Origin of the sequence: Streptomyces sp. NPDC088350 (assembly GCF_044753545.1) — a bacterium.
Taxonomy (GTDB): domain Bacteria; phylum Actinomycetota; class Actinomycetes; order Streptomycetales; family Streptomycetaceae; genus Streptomyces.
Map to the genome: position 1 here is coordinate 522,287 of NZ_JBIVNL010000004.1, position 18,186 is coordinate 540,472.

Annotated in this window: 16 protein-coding genes and 2 pseudogenes; 8 read left to right on the top strand and 10 right to left on the bottom strand. The window is 69.5% G+C overall.

The features are described from left to right. Window positions 1-36: 36 nt before the first annotated feature. The 3 genes from ACIQBL_RS16265 to ACIQBL_RS16275 form a co-directional block, all read right to left on the bottom strand. On the bottom strand, window positions 37-1,203 hold the full coding sequence (locus ACIQBL_RS16265; RefSeq protein ID WP_401941778.1) for a glycosyltransferase 87 family protein: 1,167 nt from the start codon (window positions 1,201-1,203) through the stop codon (window positions 37-39). 295 nt (window positions 1,204-1,498) lie between these two features. Further along, window positions 1,499-2,707, bottom strand: a complete 1,209-nt coding sequence (locus ACIQBL_RS16270) for an ABC transporter substrate-binding protein (protein ID WP_401941780.1) — start codon at window positions 2,705-2,707, stop codon at window positions 1,499-1,501. 183 nt (window positions 2,708-2,890) lie between these two features. Then, window positions 2,891-4,132 carry a DUF418 domain-containing protein gene (locus ACIQBL_RS16275; RefSeq protein WP_401941782.1) on the bottom strand — a complete coding sequence of 414 codons (1,242 nt, stop codon included), beginning with the start codon at window positions 4,130-4,132 and terminating at the stop codon, window positions 2,891-2,893. A 347-nt stretch (window positions 4,133-4,479) separates the two neighbouring features. Between ACIQBL_RS16275 and ACIQBL_RS16280 the strand changes: the two genes are divergently transcribed. After that, complete coding sequence (locus tag ACIQBL_RS16280; RefSeq protein WP_401941785.1) at window positions 4,480-5,157, top strand: response regulator; 678 nt, start codon at window positions 4,480-4,482, stop codon at window positions 5,155-5,157. Further along, window positions 5,154-6,278 (top strand): sensor histidine kinase, encoded by a 1,125-nt coding sequence (locus tag ACIQBL_RS16285; protein ID WP_401941788.1) that lies wholly within the window; start codon window positions 5,154-5,156, stop codon window positions 6,276-6,278. The genes ACIQBL_RS16280 and ACIQBL_RS16285 overlap by 4 nt, the downstream gene beginning before the upstream one ends. A gap of 254 nt (window positions 6,279-6,532) precedes the next feature. Here the strand turns inward: ACIQBL_RS16285 and ACIQBL_RS16290 are convergent, their stop codons facing one another. The 3 genes from ACIQBL_RS16290 to ACIQBL_RS16300 form a co-directional block, all read right to left on the bottom strand. Beyond that, the gene (locus tag ACIQBL_RS16290) at window positions 6,533-6,682 is read right to left on the bottom strand and encodes a DUF6009 family protein (RefSeq protein ID WP_401941791.1); all 150 of its coding nucleotides are present in this window, start codon (window positions 6,680-6,682) and stop codon (window positions 6,533-6,535) included. A gap of 346 nt (window positions 6,683-7,028) precedes the next feature. After that, complete coding sequence (locus ACIQBL_RS16295; RefSeq protein WP_401941794.1) at window positions 7,029-7,925, bottom strand: DUF1963 domain-containing protein; 897 nt, start codon at window positions 7,923-7,925, stop codon at window positions 7,029-7,031. Window positions 7,926-8,474: 549 nt separating this feature from the next. Further along, complete coding sequence (locus tag ACIQBL_RS16300) at window positions 8,475-9,185, bottom strand: hypothetical protein (protein WP_401941797.1); 711 nt, start codon at window positions 9,183-9,185, stop codon at window positions 8,475-8,477. A 421-nt stretch (window positions 9,186-9,606) separates the two neighbouring features. On the opposite strand from ACIQBL_RS16300, the gene ACIQBL_RS16305 reads away from it, so the two are divergent. The 3 genes and pseudogenes from ACIQBL_RS16305 to ACIQBL_RS16315 form a co-directional block, all read left to right on the top strand. After that, window positions 9,607-10,401: an FkbM family methyltransferase gene (locus ACIQBL_RS16305; RefSeq protein WP_401941799.1), complete on the top strand. Its 795-nt coding sequence runs from the start codon at window positions 9,607-9,609 to the stop codon at window positions 10,399-10,401. 105 nt (window positions 10,402-10,506) lie between these two features. Continuing rightward, a pseudogene (locus tag ACIQBL_RS16310) lies at window positions 10,507-10,783 on the top strand (transposase); the annotation flags it as partial. A gap of 343 nt (window positions 10,784-11,126) precedes the next feature. After that, window positions 11,127-11,759 (top strand): annotated as a pseudogene (locus ACIQBL_RS16315) (cation transporter); the annotation flags it as partial. A 289-nt stretch (window positions 11,760-12,048) separates the two neighbouring features. Here the strand turns inward: ACIQBL_RS16315 and ACIQBL_RS16320 are convergent. Beyond that, the gene (locus tag ACIQBL_RS16320) at window positions 12,049-13,050 is read right to left on the bottom strand and encodes a tyrosinase family protein (protein ID WP_401941801.1); all 1,002 of its coding nucleotides are present in this window, start codon (window positions 13,048-13,050) and stop codon (window positions 12,049-12,051) included. 1 nt (window position 13,051) lies between these two features. Continuing rightward, window positions 13,052-13,384: a hypothetical protein gene (locus ACIQBL_RS16325; protein ID WP_401941804.1), complete on the bottom strand. Its 333-nt coding sequence runs from the start codon at window positions 13,382-13,384 to the stop codon at window positions 13,052-13,054. Window positions 13,385-13,860: 476 nt separating this feature from the next. Here ACIQBL_RS16325 and ACIQBL_RS16330 point away from each other — a divergent pair, with 476 nt between their 5' ends. The 3 genes from ACIQBL_RS16330 to ACIQBL_RS16340 all read left to right on the top strand — a co-directional run bounded on the left by ACIQBL_RS16330 (window position 13,861) and on the right by ACIQBL_RS16340 (window position 16,821). Then, window positions 13,861-14,289 carry a hypothetical protein gene (locus ACIQBL_RS16330; RefSeq protein ID WP_401941807.1) on the top strand — a complete coding sequence of 143 codons (429 nt, stop codon included), beginning with the start codon at window positions 13,861-13,863 and terminating at the stop codon, window positions 14,287-14,289. Between the two features lie 124 nt (window positions 14,290-14,413). Beyond that, entirely contained in the window at window positions 14,414-15,565 is a 1,152-nt protein-coding gene (locus ACIQBL_RS16335) for a PLP-dependent cysteine synthase family protein (RefSeq protein WP_401941810.1), read from the top strand. Beyond that, window positions 15,565-16,821, top strand: a complete 1,257-nt coding sequence (locus ACIQBL_RS16340) for an MFS transporter (RefSeq protein ID WP_401941811.1) — start codon at window positions 15,565-15,567, stop codon at window positions 16,819-16,821. The genes ACIQBL_RS16335 and ACIQBL_RS16340 overlap by 1 nt, the downstream gene beginning before the upstream one ends. A 104-nt stretch (window positions 16,822-16,925) precedes the next feature. Here ACIQBL_RS16340 and ACIQBL_RS16345 read toward each other — a convergent pair whose 3' ends face one another. Together ACIQBL_RS16345 and ACIQBL_RS16350 are read right to left on the bottom strand one after the other, a co-directional pair. Then, window positions 16,926-17,555 carry a DUF305 domain-containing protein gene (locus ACIQBL_RS16345; protein ID WP_401941814.1) on the bottom strand — a complete coding sequence of 210 codons (630 nt, stop codon included), beginning with the start codon at window positions 17,553-17,555 and terminating at the stop codon, window positions 16,926-16,928. 86 nt (window positions 17,556-17,641) lie between these two features. Next, window positions 17,642-18,052, bottom strand: a complete 411-nt coding sequence (locus tag ACIQBL_RS16350) for a DUF6153 family protein (RefSeq protein ID WP_401941816.1) — start codon at window positions 18,050-18,052, stop codon at window positions 17,642-17,644. Window positions 18,053-18,186 lie beyond the last annotated feature (134 nt).

Genomic DNA, 18,186 nt, shown 5'->3' on the forward strand with positions numbered 1-18,186 from the left:
TTCCGCATCCGCAACTCCTCGTTCTCCCTGTTCGGTTCAACGATGTGTACGGAACGGGTGTCGCGTTCTCTCACGTTCCTGGTGGAACCACGCGACGAGCACCAGCGGGTAGACGAGATACCCGAAGCGCGTCGCGGGCATCAGGCACATGGCCAGGGCGAGGCCGAGCGCGAGTCGGTCCGCGGCGGCGGTGACGGTCCGCGGCGGACGTATGAACAGCGAGGCCGCCAGCGCGACGACGCTCACCGTCAGCGCCCCTACGGCGATAGCACGCCCTCCCGGCACGTTATGGGCCAGCAGATAGCCGGGCAGCGGACTGGTGGCGGGCGATCCGGTCCCGGCGGCGCCGAGCGGGAACAGCACCACGTGTTCGACGAAGGCGTGCGGATCGGCGACCACGGACGGCACGACGGCGACGGCCGAGACGAGAAGTGCCGTAGCGGCGGCCCGTATCGCTGCTCTGCGACCCGAAGTCACCGCGATCAGCGCCAGGCCCACCGCGAGCAGCGGCCACGCGGTCCACTTCAGCGCCGCCGCGGCCCCCATGACCTCCCCGGACGCCGTGCTCCTTCCGACCCGGCCCGCGAGGGCCAGCCCCAGACACATCAGCCCGACCACCGGCAGATCGACGCCCCCAACCACCAGAGGCAGGGCAACGGCGGGGCAACTCGTGAGCAGCAGGGCCGAGTTGACGCGGGGCACCAGCCTCCGCGCACTCCCCCGCGCCACCTCAGGCACGTTCGTCACGTATCGGGCGGCCAGTGTCATGGACAAGAGGAACACCGCTGCGAACCAGAGCCGGGCGTCCGCGAACGGGGTGTCGCCCAGCAGGGCGTGCGGGAGTCCGAAGACCGCCATGCCGGGCAGGTACGGGTTGAAGTCACCCACACCGACCGGGTGCGCGGCGTAGGGAGTGCCGGTGTTCAGCAGCAGGTCGGCGGAGCGTTCGACGACACCGACCTCGGACTGGGCAGTGCCCAGCACCATCAGCAGCGCCAACGGCACGAGCACCGCCCCGGTGACCGCGGCGATCGCGCTGTTCCTCGCCCAGGGACGGGGCTCCCTGCCGGCCAGGAGCGCCGCGCCCGCATACGCGGCCGCCGCGCAGACACCCCACACCCGGTGCGAGGTGAGTGTCGTGGTGGCCGCCAGCAGGAGGGCGAAACCGGCGCACACCAACCAGTACGGGCCTTCCCAGCGCACCTCGGAACACCGCGACCGCAGGGTGGCCTTGGATGCTCGGGCGCGCGAAACCGGTTGTGAAGCAGGGCGGGGATCGCCGGGTTCCGCTGCCGGGGCCACTGGAACTGTGGCCCTGGGGTACAACCGCTGTGGCATGACGGGCTCCTACAAGGAGGGGAGGGAGGCTCACCTCCAATCTCCCGTCACACCAGGTGCAGCCACCTCAGCCGAACGGCCAGCGCTCGCAGGCTGCGGCAATGGCCTGCTCAGCCGAACGGCCGAGGCCGCGTGATTCCGGCGTTGCGCGATTCAGACGTCAGTGAGTGCTGTCCCGCCTCTGCGGTGACGGCCCGTTCAGTGGCCTGGCGGGGTGGGTCCCGAGGCGCCCCGGGGTGGGAGGGCCCTGGACCTCGCCGATGTAGAGCGTCATCTGCTGGCGGAGGCGCTCGGCCGCGGCGCGGTCCCGCATGAAGGCGGGGAATCCGTCGAGGGCGGCGTTCTTGTACTGCCAGATCCTCTTCAGGCCGGTGGGCGGGGCGATGTCGGTGCGAACCGACCAAGCGTCGCTCGTCTGACGCTCCTTGGAGAGCTGCCAGTTGAGGAACAGCTTGGCGGCGGCGGGGTACTTGGCCTTCTTGAGGATCGCCTCGCGCTGACCCCAGGCGACAAAGGGGTCGGTGGTGTTGGGGAGCATGCCGACGGTCGCTGCGGAGGGGTCGTTCCCGGCGTCGGGCGTGACCCAGCCGCCCAGCCCGACGGCCTTCTTCCCGTCGGCCATCTGGTTGCCCGCGGAGTCGGAGCCGCGCAGGAACTCCGTGTTGCGGGCCATACCTGCCAGCCAGTTCCATCCGAACTTCTGCACGTAACGGCTGTAGAGGTAGAGCGTCGCGTCGTCGTCGTTCGGATAGGCCGAGGCGATCCTGCCCTTCCACTTCGGGTCGGCGAAGTCCCGCACGCTGTGCGGCGCGTCCTTGCCGACGAGACCCTTGTTGTAGCCGGCGCCGAAGGCCAGGACGTCGGTGGCGACCCAGGCACCGTCCGCGTCCTTGAACGTGTCGTACACCTTGCCGAAGCCGGCCGGCCGGTACGGGAGCAGCACGCCCTGCCGCTTCCACCGCTCGAAGTCCTGCAGGGTCTGCAGTTGGACCACGTCGGGGACCAGGGTGCCGGTCGCGAGCTGGTTGTCGATGCGGGCGTCCTGGTACTTGCTGTAGTCGACGACCATCTCGACCTTGACGCCCGGGAAGCGCTTCTCGAACGCCTGCTTGGTGTCGTCCTGCTGGTTCTTCCAGTCGCCGCCCGCGTACACGACGAGCCGACCGCCCTCGGCCTCCGCGGCGCTGTACAGCTGGTCGAGCGTCCTGCCCTCCTCTCCCGCGGTCCTGGCGTCGGAGCGGGTCGCAGCCCCCAGCGCCAGTCCGGCGACGGCCACGGTCGTGGCGAGGACGGCGGACATCAGGACCCGGGACGCTCGGGGCGGCGGGTCATGGCTCCGGTTCGTGTTCTGCAACGGGTTGAACAGCATCGATGAACTCCGATCGGCGAACCGTGGAAGGAGGTGAGGGCGCGATCAGTTGTGTCCGACGACGGCGGTGACGAGCTGCTGCGTGGCGGTGGCGTAGAGGTCGGGCCGCAGGACAGCCAGGACGCCGATCGCCGCGGCTGCTGTCAACCAGCACATCTCGCGGACGCCGCCGGGGGGGCCGGGTCACCGTACGAACTCCGCGGGCTTGGTGGCCTTGCCCAGCAGCCATTCCAGAGGCCCGCGCCGGAGGAACCGGGACCAGATCGTCGCGAACACGGTCACGGCCACCAGGAAGCCGAGCAGTACGTGCACCGGGGAACCGGGCAGCTCCTCGATACCGAGGAGGCGAATGCCGACGACGTGGAAGACGTACGCCGTCAAGGACATCGAACCGACCGCGATCACCGGCCTGGCGAGACGGTGGAAGCGCGGGAAGGCGTCGACGGCCGCGAGGCAGCCGACCAGAACCGCGATCGCCACACCGGCATTGGCCAGGATCGACAGAGTCGTCTCGCTGTGCGGCGAGGCCACCAGCAGACCGGCCGGGGTGGCTCCGCTCGGGTAACCCCAGGTGTCCGACCACCAGGCCGATGCGGCCGAGCCGCCTTCGCCCCACCCGCTGGAGTTCAACGCCGACACAGCGCCGGGGACCAGGTGCAGGGCCAGGAAGGAGCCGCCGTAGCCGAGCACCGCCAGTGCGACACCGGTGACGGCGAGGCGAACGCGTACGACGGTGGAGGCCAGGTCGAGACGGGCCACCGCCATACCGGCGATCACGAAGGGGATCCAGGTCAGGGCGGGGTAGCTGCCGGTGAACAGCAGGGAGACGATGCCGTCCGCGTTCGCCGGCCACACCCAGATACCCTCGGCGCCATCGGCGGGGAGAGCGTGCTGGATGACGTACAGCAACTGCGGCAGGATCAGGGCACCGGCCGCGGCGATGACCGCCAGGGGGCCGGCGCTGAGCCGGTACAGGGGCAGGACCAGCAGGAAGTACAGGCCGTAGAAGGCGAGGATCACCTCGACGGGGATGCCCGTCATTGTGAGGGCAGTGCCCAGCACCAGCAGCACCAGTGCCCGGATCACCACCTTGACGACCGCCTGGCGGCCCGCGCGGCCCGTCTTCGGACTGCGGCGGCCGGTGATCAGCATGATCGAGAAACCGGCCAGGAAGGCGAACAGGGCGGAGGCCCGGCCGTGCGCGAGTTCCATGAGGTGGCCGGTGACGCCGCCCTGGGACGGGTCGGGGCCGACGTGGGCGGCGTACATCCCGAAGACCGCGAGGCCTCGGGCAAGGTCCACGCCTATCAGGCGCCCCACCGGGGCCCGTCCGCCGTCCGGAACCTTCGCCTGCTCTCCCCCGGCGGGTTCGGGCCGGGGAGAGGTCGGTGCCGCGAGCACCGTGTCGTCCGCGTTCTGAGTCATGTCTCCAGGCTGGAGAGCAGCGAGGGCCACGAGTACCCGGCAGGTGTCCGGTCCACCCCCGCCACCCGGCGGGTCCGTACCCCGCTGGGCAAGGCCGCCCCGGCCGAAGGCCTCGCATGCGATGCCCGCGGAGTGCCGTACGTACGACCCGGCCCTCGCCGAGCAGTACAACCGCCCACCGACCGGAACCGGTCCTCCCCCGTCCGGCTGGAACGCTCCCCCCAGGTGGCGGGAGTGCCCAGCCCAGCCGTCTCGTGAGGCGTCCGCTGTCTTACGGTCAATGTGGTGACAACAAGCATCACGTGCGCTCGGAAACGTACGCACAACAACGACGAGGCGGAACGCGCGTGATCCGGGTGGTAGTGGTCGACGACGAGGCTCTGGTTCGGTCCGGCTTTCGGCTGATCCTCAGCGCGGCGGACGACATGGAGGTCGTCGCGACCGCGACGGGTGGCGAGGCGGTCGACACCGTACGGCGCGAGCGCCCGGACGTCGTGCTGCTCGACATCCGTATGCCTGACGTGGACGGTCTGACCGTACTGCGGCAGTTGAGCGAGCTGCCGCAACCGCCGGTGGTGGCGATGCTGACCACGTTCGACGCCGACGAGTACGTCCTGACCGCACTGCGTTCCGGCGCCGCGGGGTTTCTCCTCAAGGACACGGAGCCGGACCAACTCCCCCAGCTGGTGCGCACGCTGGCCGCGGGCGGCGTGGTGATGTCACCGAAGGCATCCCGGGCCGTCTGGCAGAGCCATCCCGGATCCGCCGGCGCAGTCGACCACGCCGACGTCGCCCGCGTCGGACGGCTCACCGAACGCGAGCGGGAGGTGCTGGTGCTGATCGCTGAGGGATTGTCCAACGCCGAGATCGGAGGCCGGATCCATCTCAGCCCAGGCACCGTCAAGGACCACGTCAGTGCCATCCTCACCAAGCTGCGGGTGACCAGCCGAGTGCAGGCGGCGCTGCTCGCGCAGCGTGCCGGGCTCCTTGACGACGGACAACAGCGCTCGGAGTCCGGGCGATGACCACGCGCCGGGCGTGGTGGGCCCGGATCCCCGCCCCGGTCGTCGACGCCGTGGTCGTGGCGATCGCGGTCGCGGACCTCTCGGTCAACCTGTGGGACGAGTCTCCGTTCGCGACGGCGGTTGCCGCCGCGGGCTGCGCCGCGCTCGCGTTCCGCCGCCGCTTCCCCCTCCCGGTGTTCCTGCTCACACTCCCCGCTGCGCTGATGCAGGACGTCGTCTTCGCCCCGTTCGCGGCCCTGTTCACTTTGGCGGAACGCTCCCGCGACCGCCGACTGCTCACGGTCTGCGCGGTGCTGTTCGCTCTGGCCTCCGCAGCGCCCTGGCCGCTGAACGACCTCGCCTCACGCGACCGCACCTGGACCGTCGTCTACTTCTTCTACACGCTCGCCACTGCCGCGGCCCCCGTCCTCATGGGGCAACTCGTCCAGGCCCGCGGCGACTTGGCACGCCGACTCGTCGAGATCGAGGAGGCACGCGAACACGAGCGGCTACTGCACTCCCAGGCCGTGCTCGCCCGCGAACGCGCCCAGCTGGCACGGGAGATGCACGACGTCGTCTCCCACCAGGTCAGCCTGATCGCCGTCCAGGCCGCAGCCCTCCAAGTCGCCGCCAAGGACCCGGCCTTCAAAGAGGGCGCACAGACCATCCGCTCCCTCAGCGTCGACACCCTCGACGAACTGCGCCACATGGTCACCCTGTTGAGAGCCTCCGGCGGCCGGGCCACCGAACTCACCCCGCAGCCCACCCTCGCCGATCTCCACCGCCTCGTCACCACCAGCGGCATCGACACGGACCTCACCGGCGAACTCCCGCCGGACATCAGCACCCGCGCCCAGCGCGCGATCTACCGCACCGTGCAGGAGGCACTCACCAACGTCCGTAAACACGCTCCCGGCGCCAGCGCAACCGTCCAGCTCTGGGGCGGCAACGGCGGCGCCGCGTACGGCGTCACGGTCACGAACACACCCCCCACCCGTCCCGCCCTCCCCCTGCCCGGTTCCCACCAGGGCCTCGTCGGTCTCAAGGAGCGCGCGGAGCTCATGGGCGGCACCTTCGAGTCCGGAAGCACGTCCGATGGAGGCTATGCGGTACATCTGCGGATTCCGAGCCACGCGGACTGACGACCGGAAGAATCCGAAGAACAAGCACGCCGAGGACCCCCGCAAGCACCCCGCCCGCGGTTCTCGCGAGCGCGGGGTCTTCTCCCCCGCTTTCCCTCATTGGTGCGCGGGTCCACGGCTTCGCCGGGGGCGCCTTCCCGCTACAGGCCGCCGGGAGGCTGTCGCGGTCGTACGGGAGAAAGAAGAAGACACGCCGCTTGTACAGACCGCTGCCGGGTCGGATTCGGCCTGGTCGTCGAGGAGGGCGTAGCCGATCATGCGGCCATCACGCGCGTAGGGGCGTGGTGTTGCGGCCCCGGGTCTTTCTCGAGGGCCTGGCGAACGTAGTCGAGGTGTTCGGGGTCTTCCAGCCACACAACGTGCTCTTCGTAAGTGAGATCGCCCTCGGCCAGTAGCGAACTCATGGCTGTAGCCCCTCCTTCGTCTGCGGGACCCGATCGCGGCCCGCCTCGTGGTGTGGTGAGCCGCCCGCTGCGGAATGTGGCCCTGCGGCTCCACGGTAAGTCGGACAGATGCGGGTGGGCGGGCACTGCCGGGCCTGCCGATGGTCTTCGCCGGCGTACGGCACTCCGCCGCAATGGCGCGGGAGTTGGCTCATGACGGGGCAACCAGCAGGGCAAGGCCGGGGCAGTACTGGCGGCCTTTCGATTTGATCATGTCGGCGGGTGAGGTGAGGCCGGCTTCCTGCCTGCCCCGGGTGGCGAAAGCGCGGGTACCGGCCGGGCGGATGCCTTGCAGAGCCGTAGGTCGTCAGCCGCAGTCGAACCAGCTCGCGAGCGGCATGTCCGGGCAACTGGGGCAGTAGAACACGTAGAACCCGCCGACGTCGCCGAAAGTCATGTCAAGTGGATGCCTGTTCGTTTCGGCGGCCTCTGTGCCGCCGGCCGCCTCCGTGATGCCGCCGCTGTAGCCGGCTGTCGCCCATTCCTCGCGGGGGATCCACATCCGTCCGCCCTCGTCGCCGCTGAGGGTCAGGAGGTGGTGCATGCCCTGGCCGCACTTCGGGCAGTCCGGCCAGTTCGGGGGCTGCGTCCAACTGGGGTAGCCACCGACTTTGCACCCGGGCATCACCAGCAGGTCCCACATGCTCCAGCCCTCCCTGTCCTCCTCGATGAAGGGCTCGTCGTGCTCTCTGAAGCGTTCGTACAGACTCTCCGGCGCGTCCGAATACGGGTAGTCGGTCATCTCCTCGGGATCGATGACGCACGGACGGGGGATGAGTTCCCCGTCCGCTTCCGGATGCGGGTCGGGACTGACATCGAGGGGCGCGTCGACCGACGCCGCATCGCGCCACAGCAGGAGCGGCTCCTCGAAAGCCTCTACCTCGTCGAGGGGGCACCACAGGATCTGCAGCAGGTCGGCGCCCGCCGGATGCGGAAGCCCGGGCACGTCGCGGACATAGAGCTGGAGCGCAGGGACCAGCGGTGACTGTCCGGCATGGACACCGCGATACGACTCGTGCCGCGTCCTCGGGCAGACCGGCCAGGCTTCTCCCGCAGGCCACAGCAGCGGGCCGCCGATCGAGCTCTGCGCCGCCGCCGGAATGCCGCGCCGCGGGTGCAGCCTGGTCGCGGTGCGAGCCAACGGCCCGAGCTCGGAATACAGAGCCACGACGTCGACTGGGCGCGGAGGTGTGGTGCGGGTCACGGACTGACTCCTGACGGCCGGTCTTCAGGACACTTTTCGCTAGGACGCTTTTCGCTCAGGAGGCAGAGTAGTCGGCGGTACCGACAGCGCCCAGAAGGAGTCCTGACCGGCAGACCAGCCAGTGCGAGCATTTGGGTCTGCCGTATGATCGGGTGACATCTTGACCTGCACCAGACCCGATCCCGCCGGAGGCTGTGGCGGTGGCTCGATGACACCGATCACGAACGGCTCGGGCTCCTCCTCGCCGAGACCGCCCTCCACGGCGGGGACTGGATCTTTGCGGGTTGGGCCAGTGGGTCGGAAGCGACTTGCTGGAACGACCATGTCCAACGACTGATGGGCCGCTGGTAGTTGTAGGCGGCCACCCATTCATCGACCGCCTGCTGGGCCGCTTCCTGCGAGGCGGACCGACTCGCCGCCGTGGTCCTGGCCGAACTCCTCACCACCAAACCGGCCGGCAGCGAACGTCAGCCACCACCAGAACAGCAACCGGATCAGGTCGGCCAGTGACTGCACCAATCGGCGGGACACGATCCTCGACGCCCTCAGTCAACGACCCGTAAGCCAGTCCACCAAGTCGTAGACCGCACGGCAGTAGGGGTCGTGGACGTCCCTCCGCATGCGCTCCAACTCCCCCGTTTCCAGGAGGACCGGAAGCACGGCGTGCGCTCCTGTCACGCCAACGACAACAGAGCCGCCTTCGTCGCGAAGAGGAAGGTCGACACCGAACGGCGGAGCGTCCTGTGATGTGGGGGTGTCCAAGTAGAGCCGACACGTTGCCTGATCGAGAAGCAGGAAGCCGCGCAGGCGAAGCTCCGCGGGCTCGTCCAGCTCCCCGGAGACCGAGAAGGCTGCCGCCGCGGCCCGCAGCGCATCCGAGAGACGGAACCGCGGCTGGCCGACGAAGCCGTGAACAGTGGCGGAGGCGTCGATTACGGGGATCCCGAAGGCATCGCGCGGCGCCCCCTCGACCTCACGTTCAGAGCAGGCGGCCAATGCGCTGCGCAGGGCAGCCGCGAGGTGCCCCGAGGGAATGTTCCCGCCGTGTGTGTCCGTGAGTGGCATGTCGAAGGCGACCGACGTGTCCAGTTGCTCTCCGTCCCACAGAACGACGCGGCCGACACCGCGCCGATCCGGGGCATTCACGACACCACGCACCAGCAGAACTCCCTGCCCGGCCGCGAACGTCGTGACCCTGCTCAGCAGTTCATGTACCAGCTGCGCCTGCAGACCTGAAAGTCCCATCTCGTCCCACATCATCGATTGATCCGTCACACTTGGTTCAACGCGTAAGGGCACCTGCTGACACCCCGGTGTGGTCATCGATCTCCCAGTGGTACTGCGCAACGACCTTCACACGACCGAGAATGATGCCGAGGCGGTCGACAGCACCGCGCCGTACAGCTTCCGGGTCGTCGTACTCCCCCTCTCGGGGTGCTCGCCGACCGCTGCCTCCGGAAGAGTGGACCCACCCGAACGTTCCGTTGCCCTGCCGGGTGCGGATGCAGCGGCCGTCCGCGGAACATCGGGCACGCCCGGCCAGGACACCTCGACAAGATCGCGTGACGAGCTCTTATGAGAATGGGCGCATGTCACACCCTGTGGATCTGTGACGCGGCCAAAGCGAAGGGCGCAGGCTGGATTGTTGGCTCCAACCCTGATACATCATCTTGTCATGGCCATGAGTGCGATTGAATTGCACAGCATAAATCGTTGGGAGGCGTCCTTCCTCCGCGAGGAGGTGAACGGCTACTTCGCCCACGGCATCGAGTGCACGCCGGGCGCGACGGTACTCGACGTGGGCGCCAACATCGGTGTGTTCTCAGCCGCCGTCTATGAACGGCTGGACGGAGACGTGCGGATCTACGCCTTCGAGCCGGTGCCGCCACTCCACGCGACACTCGAACGCAATGCTCGCGAGTTCTTCAACGGACGTCTGACCGTGCTCCCCTACGGCTTGGCGTCCCGCGACGACGAGCTCGAATTCAGCTACATTCCGGCCGCCACGATCTTCTCGTCCTCCTCCCGGGATCAGGGGAACATCGAGGACGAGCGGCGCCGGGTCACCGCCAGCGTTGTCGAAATGATCCGCCAGGGCGGCCTGGGACCGGTCCTGCGCCGCGTACCCGCCCCCGTCCTCACTCTTCTCATCAGCCGCAAACTGCGGGTGCTGCGCCGGCTTGAGACGCACCGAGTGAAGGTCAGGCCCCTGTCATCGGTGCTCGACGAGCAGGGCATCGCCCACATCGACCTGCTCAAGGTCGATGTGGAAGGCGCCGAACTTGAGGTACTCAGAGGCATCGAGGAACGGCATTGGCCGCTGGTCCGCCAGGCCGTCGTCGAGGTGGAGCACTGGCAGCAGAACCGCGACACGGTCTGCGAGGTCCTCCTCACACACGGCTTGACAGTCAGCACCGAGCAGGACTCGGTGCAGCGGGCCGGTGACATCGGCATGGTGTTCGCGGTCAGGCCCTGACCACGGGCAGTACCCGGCACTCAAGGCGGTATCAACGGCTGGCACAAAGAGGTGGATCGGTCCGGATGGCCCTGTCCGGGGCGGGAGTTGAGCGTTCCGCTGAACGTGGGGCATCGCCGTGGACCGTGTCGGATGAGCTGTGGGACCGTCTGGAACCGCTGCTGCCGCAGCGCGAGCGCAGGTTCCGGTCTCCGGGTCGCAAGGCCTTGCCGGACCGAGAGGTACTGTGCGGGATCCTGTACGTGCTGCGCACCGGGATCCAGTGGGATTGCCCGCCGCAGGAGTTGGACTTCGGCTCGGGCATGACGTGCCGGCGGCGGTTGCGGGACGGAACGAGGTCGGCGTCTGGCAGCGGCTGCACGAGGTCCTGCTGGCCGAGTTGAACGACGTGTACGTCGGGGCGAGAAGCGAGGGAAGGGGTCGTCCGTTCATGCCACCGCGGCGTGTCCGCGTGCGCAGGCTTGTGACGTCGCTTCAGCCGGCCCTGGGGAGGCTGGCCTGTGCGTAGTCGCGGAGTGCCTCGATGGCGGGATGGGAGCGGTGTGCGGTGATGTGGTCGCCGGCGGTGCGGACGAGGGTGACGCAGCGCCTGGCGTCGGTGGCGAGGGCCGTGTGCGCGTCGGCGGCGGCTGCGTAGGTCGGGTTGGGCGAGCGCTGTTTCGGCTCGGTAGGCGGTAGGCCAGGGCGAGTGAGCGGGTGCGTTCTCGGGACGCCGCCAGCAGTGCCACAACGTCGTCGAGGCGGTCGTCGCCATCACCGCCGGCACCGTCGCCTCCTCCACCACCCTGATCGGCCTCGGCCTGGACTCGACCATCGAGGTGCCCTCGGCTGCGGCCGTCGCCTGGCAGTTCTCCGCAGCCGACCACGCCGTCCGCGAGGCCCGCGAGGCCCGCGAGAAGACCGTGCTGCGCGTCAGCGCGCTGTCCTTCTTCGCCCTCGCCGCCTACGTCGCGATCGACTCGGCCCACGCCCTGACCGGCACCGGCGAGGCCGGACACTCCACCCCCGGCATCGTGTTGGCCGCCCACGCCCTGGCAATCACGCCCTTCCTGTCCGCCGCCCAACGCCGCGCCGGACGCGAACTGGGCTCCGCCTCCACCGTCGCCGACTGCAAGGAGACCCTCCTGTGCACATACCCGTCGGCCGTCCTCCTCGTCGGGCTGCTCGCCAACTCCCTGCTCGGCTGGGGCTGGGCGGACCCGATCGCAACCCTGGTCATCGCCGGCGTCGCACTCAAGGAAGGCCGCGCGACCTGGCGCGGCGACGGCTGCTGCGCACCCGCCGGCCTTACGGCGCTCAAGGAGGCTGACGGCGCGGTAGATCCATGCGGTTGCGTGCCTGGGTGCTCGTGCTGTTGAGGTGACCCCGACCTGCGACCATCCCCAACTCCCCTGACGGACAGCCACCTTGGCCATGGCCACGGGCCTCGACGCGGTTTCCGCGCCCACGTGATGAAGATCGACTCTCGCTGGCACAAGCTCCGGCCTGGCCGGACCACTCTGATCGTCCTCGCAGTCCTCCGCCGCCACCGGCGGCTTTCCGATCGGGCGGGCGGCGACACCGTATCCGCGTCCCACCGCGCGCCGCCGGCTGCCGGAAGTGACCGAGCTACTGTCACCCCGTGCCCCAGGCGACTCACCCGTGGGTTCAGGGCAGTACGTCGTAGGCGTAGATCGCGGAGATGTCCATCACGCCTCGGGGCGTGCCGCCCGTGCCGAGCGGGGAGACGATCGGGTCGTCGATGCGCTCGCCCTTGTAGGTGGCCGCGGGGGCTGTCATGTCGGGGGCGTAGAGGCGGCCGTAGCGGTGCATCCAGCCTTCCCAGATGCGGTCCACGTTGCAGTGGTGCAGGAAGAACACCGGGTCGTTGGGTGAGGTGGCGGGTGCCATGTCGCCGCCGACCCAGAGATGGACCTGGTTGTGCAGATGGACCGGCTGTGTCGGCGTGCGCGGGATGAAGCCTTCGAGCCGGTTGCGGAAGCCCTCCGAGGAGGAGTTGAAGGCGAGAGCGTCGTAGCGGTCCACCGGGTTGCCGCCGGCCGGTGTGAAGGCGAGGGCGTTCTTCACGTCCGCACTGGTCGGCAGGGTCGGCCAGCCGGCCGGGAAGGTCCGTGCGAAGGTCCGGTTCAGGCCCCGCTCGGTCTGGGCGAGCATCCCGTTGAGGTCGCTCTCGATGCGGACCGTGAAGCTGGTCGGATCGGCCGGGTCGAAGACGAAGGGGCCGTCAGTGACCGGAGTGCCCTGCCCGCCCAGGTATGCGGGCGTCCAGATCGGGGCGCCCGTCCGCGAGCCGAGGTCGCCGTCGGCCGACCAGTCCCAGTAGGGCAGCGCGAAACCGGCTTTGCCGAGCACCCGTTGGAGGTTCGCCTCCAGGACTGCCAGCATCACCCGGTGCCACGGCAGGAAGATCGGCCCGCGGTGGGCCGCGTTCCGCACGAGCGCGTTCCCGCCCGGCGGGACGGGGGTCATCATCGTCAGGCCGTGCCAGATCACGAACAGGTCGTAGGTGTGCACCGCCGCGGTCGGACCCGGGATGTTGAAGTCAGCGGTGGTGAACTGACTCGCCTCCTGCTTGAGCAGGCCCACGCCGTGGACGTAGTCGTCGCGCGCGCTCCGGTCGGTCACGATGTTCTTGCGGACCACGGGCATCTCAGGCACCTCCCCCGAAGCGGTCGGGGTAGTTGGCGATCAGCGCCCGGACGGTGTCCAGTGCCGAGGCGAACTGGTAGTTGGGCAGGCCGTGGCAGTACAGCGTGCCGTTGTCGTCGACCTGGAGGTCGGCCTTCACCGGCTTCCCGTCCACGGTGACCTCGTACGTGGTGGTCACCACGATCCGGTGCCCCTCGTACTCCGTCGTGCGGACGGTCTTGGCCGGGCCGTGCGGGTGGTGCATGGGCGGCATGGGCAGTCCGGCCAGATATCTTCCGAGCCCGTCAGGCGCGGCGGCGGCGGTCAGTTCCGCCGGGTCGATGGCTGGGTCCATGGCGATCTCCCTGGCGGTGGCGGCTCCTGCGAGACCCGCTGCGGGCATCCCCCGCTTCCACCATCACGCCGGAACCCGCCCTCCGCATCCCCACCTCCTCTCCCGCACCGGCCGTACCAGATGACGGCCGAGGCCGACGGGGCAGGGCCCGATGAGCACAACCGTCATGGCCGAAGACCCGGCACCTGTGCCGCCGGCGGGGCGCCATCCAACAGCGGTCGTCTGCACCTTCGGGATCTTCTCGTGCGCTGCTGCCAGAAAACCCCTCGCCGACGGACGGCAGCACTGGGAAAGAGCCGATCCGCGGATGGATTCACCCGTTTCGGCGATCGGCCTGTGGTGTCGGTCCTGGCATCGAACACCGGCGGAGGGCTTGCAGGGCAAGCGCCTGGAGGACGTCGACCCCCGTGTGGGCGCACGTCGGCCGCACCTCCCTTCACGCACTTTATGTACATGATCGCTTACCTTCTGTATTGATGAGGGTCTGGTCGGTACGCCGCAACGTCCGCCCCGGGGCACGAACCGGGGCGGTTCTCGTGGTGTTGCTGGCCGCGCTGATGCACCTGCTGGCGTGCGCCCACGGACCCGGCCCGGCGGGCGCCGACGCCATCCGCGTCGTCTCCACCGCCTCTCTGGGCCAGTCGTCCCGGTCGGCTGCCGAAGCGTCCACCGAAGGGCGGGGGCCCGCCGAAGGTGGCGGGCACCACTGCTCGAACCTGGACGAGCCGACGACGCAGCCGCCGCGTGACATCACTCCGCTCGCCGAAGCGGTCGATCATGTGCTGCCCGCTGAAGGCATCGACGCGCTGTCCGGTGGCGCACAGAGGCGACCACCACGGTTCCCGGATCCCGCAGCGTCCGCCATCGAGCAAGAACGGTCCCAACTGGGCGTGTGGCGGACCTGATCGGCCTCTGAGCCGCAGCCCTGGACGGCACCCGCACGCCTGGCTACGGCTCCCGATCAGTCCAGCCTCCTTCCACCACTCAACGGCCGGCAGCTGACGCCGTCGGCCGCGGGAGAAGCACGCCATGAACCGGACCACCCCCACCGCAAGCCCCACCTCGCCCGCCCAGTTCCTCGCCGACGCCAAGCGCCCGACGCTCACCCCGGCCGGACTGGTCGGCGACACCCCCGTCCTGTGGATCGGCACCCCCTTCACAGCCGCCGGCCGCGGCTTCTGGGCCAAGCTCGAAGGCCACAACCCGGGTGGCATCAAGGACCGCACAGCCCTGCACATGGTGCGCGCCGCCCACGAACGCGGACAGCTGTTGCCCGGAGCCCGCATCGTCGAGTCCACCTCCGGCACCCTCGGCCTCGGACTGGCCCTCGCCGGTGCCACCTACGGCCATCCGGTCACCGTCGTCACCGACCCCGGTATGGAACCCCTGATGACCGGACTGCTCACCGCGTACGGCGCCGAGATCCACCTCGTCGACACCCCGCACCCCACCGGAGGCTGGCAGGAAGCCCGCCGCCGACGCGTCGGGGAACTCCTCGCCGCACACCCCGCCGCCTGGTGCCCCGACCAGTACAACAACCCCGACAACGTGGCCGCCTACGCCCCACTCGCCCACGAACTCATCGCCCAGCTCGGCCGCATCGACACCCTCGTCGTCTCCGTCGGCACCGGCGGCCACTCCGCCGGCATCGCCTCCGTCCTGCGCGGCTACTTCCCTCGCCTGCGGGTGGTCGGCGTGGACACCACCGGCTCGACCATCTTCGGCCAGCCCCCGGCGACCCGTCTGATGCGCGGCCTGGGCAGCAGCATCTACCCCCGCAACGTCGCCTACGACCTGTTCGACGAGGTCCACTGGGTCGCCGCACCCGAGTCCGTGTGGGCCGCGCGCCAACTCGCCCGACACCACTACGCCACCGGCGGCTGGAGCGTCGGAGCGGTCGCGCTCGTCGCCCGCTGGCTGGCCCGCACCCAGCCCGCCGAGGACCGGATCGTCGCCGTCTTCCCCGACGGCCCGCAACGCTACGTCGGCACGGTCTTCGACGACATCTACTGCCACGAACACGGCCTCCTGGGCCACCTGCCCGTCGACGACCCGGACGAGATCGCCCACCCCGGCGACCGGACCGTCACCCGCTGGACGCGCTGCGCCCACATCATCGACCCCCTCGCCACGGCCGACCGAAGGGACGTCGGCACCGGCGCCCTGGCAGGAGCCGCCTGATGAACAACACCCTGTGGCGGCAGACCCGCTCCTTCCCGCCCGCCGCGCGGATGTTGATGGCCAACCAGTTCGCCATCAACCTCGCCTTCTACATGCTCATGCCCTACCTCGCCGCCCACCTCTCCGAAGGGCTCGGCCTAGCGGCCTGGGCGATCGGACTCGTCCTGGGCGTACGCAACTTCTCCCAGCAGGGCATGTTCCTCATCGGCGGCACCATCGCCGACCGCTTCGGCTACAAGGCCCCGATCATGGCCGGCTGCCTGCTGCGCACGGTCGGCTTCGGCCTTCTCGGCTGGGTCGACAACCTGCCCGCCCTCATCGCGGCCTCGGCGGCCACCGGCTTCGCAGGCGCCCTGTTCAACCCCGCCGTCCGCGCCTACCTCGCCGCCGAAGCCGGTGAGCGACGCGTCGACGCCTTCGCCACCTTCAACGTCTACTACCAGGCCGGCATGCTGCTGGGCCCGCTCGTCGGACTCGCCCTGCTGGCCGCCGACTTCCGCCTCGTCTGCACGGTCGCCGCCGCGGTCTTCGCCGTACTGACCGTGATGCAGTGGCGCGCACTGCCCGCACGTCGCGGCGACGCCACGGCGTCGACACCGGGTGGCGTGCTGGGACAATGGCGCACGGTTGTGGCCAACCGGCCCTTCCTGCTTTTCGCCATCGCGATGACCGGCTCGTACGTACTGACCTTCCAGGTCTACCTGGCACTGCCCCTGGCCGCGACGAACGCCCTGGGATCCAAGGGGACTTGGGCGACGAGCGGACTGTTCGTCGTCTCGGCGGCCGTCGCTGTCCTGGGTCAGCTCCGGCTCACCGGCTGGGCACAACAACGGTGGAGCCCCGCGCAGGCGCTGGTCCGAGGCCTGGCCGCGATGGGCCTCGCCTTCCTGCCCTTGGCCCTCACTCCGCCGGCCGCCACCGCCGCTGTCCTCACCGCACTGGTGACGGCGGTGGCGCTGCTCGCGGCCGGCAGTGCGGTGGTCTACCCGTTCGAGATGGACACCGTCGTCACGCTCTCCGGCAACCGCCTCGTCGCCACCCACTACGGCCTCTACAACACCGTCTCCGGCCTCGGCATCACCCTCGGCAACCTGGCCACCGGCGCCCTCTGGGACTTCGCCGGACGGCACGAGGCCCTCTGGCTGACGTGGTGCACGCTGACCGCCACCGGGCTCGCCTGCGCAGCCTCCGTCGCCGCTCTCGCCCGCAGCGGACGCCTGACTGTGCGGAAGGAACCCCAACTCACCCCCGTCTGACGCCTCGGGTGGAAGGCTGACCGGACCTCCGCGACCCGGTGAGCGGGCGGACAGGTGCGGCCGACCGGTCTCCCGGGTCGGCCGCACCCACTCCTGCCGATACGTCAGCTCTTGCCGAGCATCTTGTTCATTTCCTTGACCTCGGCGGTCTGGGCCGTGATCACGCCGTCCGCGAGCTTGGTGGCGGGACCGTACGTGCCGTCGGCCTTCTCGGTCGTGGCCATCTTGATGGCGCCCTGGTGGTGCTGGACCATCATGTCGAGGAACATCTTGTCGAACCCGGTACCGGAGGCCTGCTTCAGCTTGTCCATGTCGTCGCTGCTCATCATTCCAGGCATGGAGGACGACATGTCGTGGCTCATGCCGGGCATGTCCGCGGGGACCTCCTCGCCCCACGACGTGAGCCAGCCGGACATCGTCTTGATCTCCGGGTCCTGCGCCCCCTTGATCTTCGTGGCGAGGTCCTTGACCTCCTGCGAGGAGGCGCGGCTGCGAGCGAGATCGGCCATCTCGATGGCCTGACGGTGGTGCTGGATCATTTCCTTCGAGAACGAGACGTCCGCGGCATTGTGGGCGCCGGCCTTCGCCGAGGCGGTCACGGACGGGCTGGAGTCGGAGTTCATCGACCCCATGTCGTGACCACCGCCGCCGCCACAGGCGGTCAGCACGAGAGCGGCCGCAACGGCGGTGACGGCGAGGGCGGTACGACGGACGAGCTTGCTGTGCGCGGTCATGGTTGAGCTCCTGTGTTCGGATCTGTGAAGGGCATGCCGAGGCACGGCGCCGCATCCACAGGGCGGGCGGCGACGCGCGGGATGGCCTAGATCCGCAGGAGTTGGAGTTCGGAGAGGGAGGGCGGGGCCCGGCCGCCGTCAGGACCGCTGCCGAACGGCGAGGTACCGACGTCCGTCGGCTCGAAGCACTCCACCACGTCGGGCAGCAGTACCGGCACCAGCACAGGGGCTCCGGCGATGGACGCGGACGCGCAGGTCGGGTCCGCGTGACCGACATGGCCCGGGCAACCGCCGCCACCCGGATCGCATTCGCCCGGCATCGAGGCCATGACATCGGTGTGCCTGGTCGCCGTCATCCCGCCGTGCCCGGAGTCAAGGGCCGCAGGAACCGGCCCCAGACCGTGCATGCCGAGCAGGCCGAACAACAAGGCGCACACGAGCAACACGCAGAACCGCAACGTCGGTTGCGGTCGGGCGAGCTGTGCAGAGCCTGTCACGCCTCCATCGTAGACATGGATCACCGACCCCTTGCATCCCCTGATGGGGAGGAACCCGTGCCCTACGCACCGGCAACCCGGTACTACGTGTCCGGCATGACGTGCGGCCACTGCGCGAACGCCGTGAGATCCGC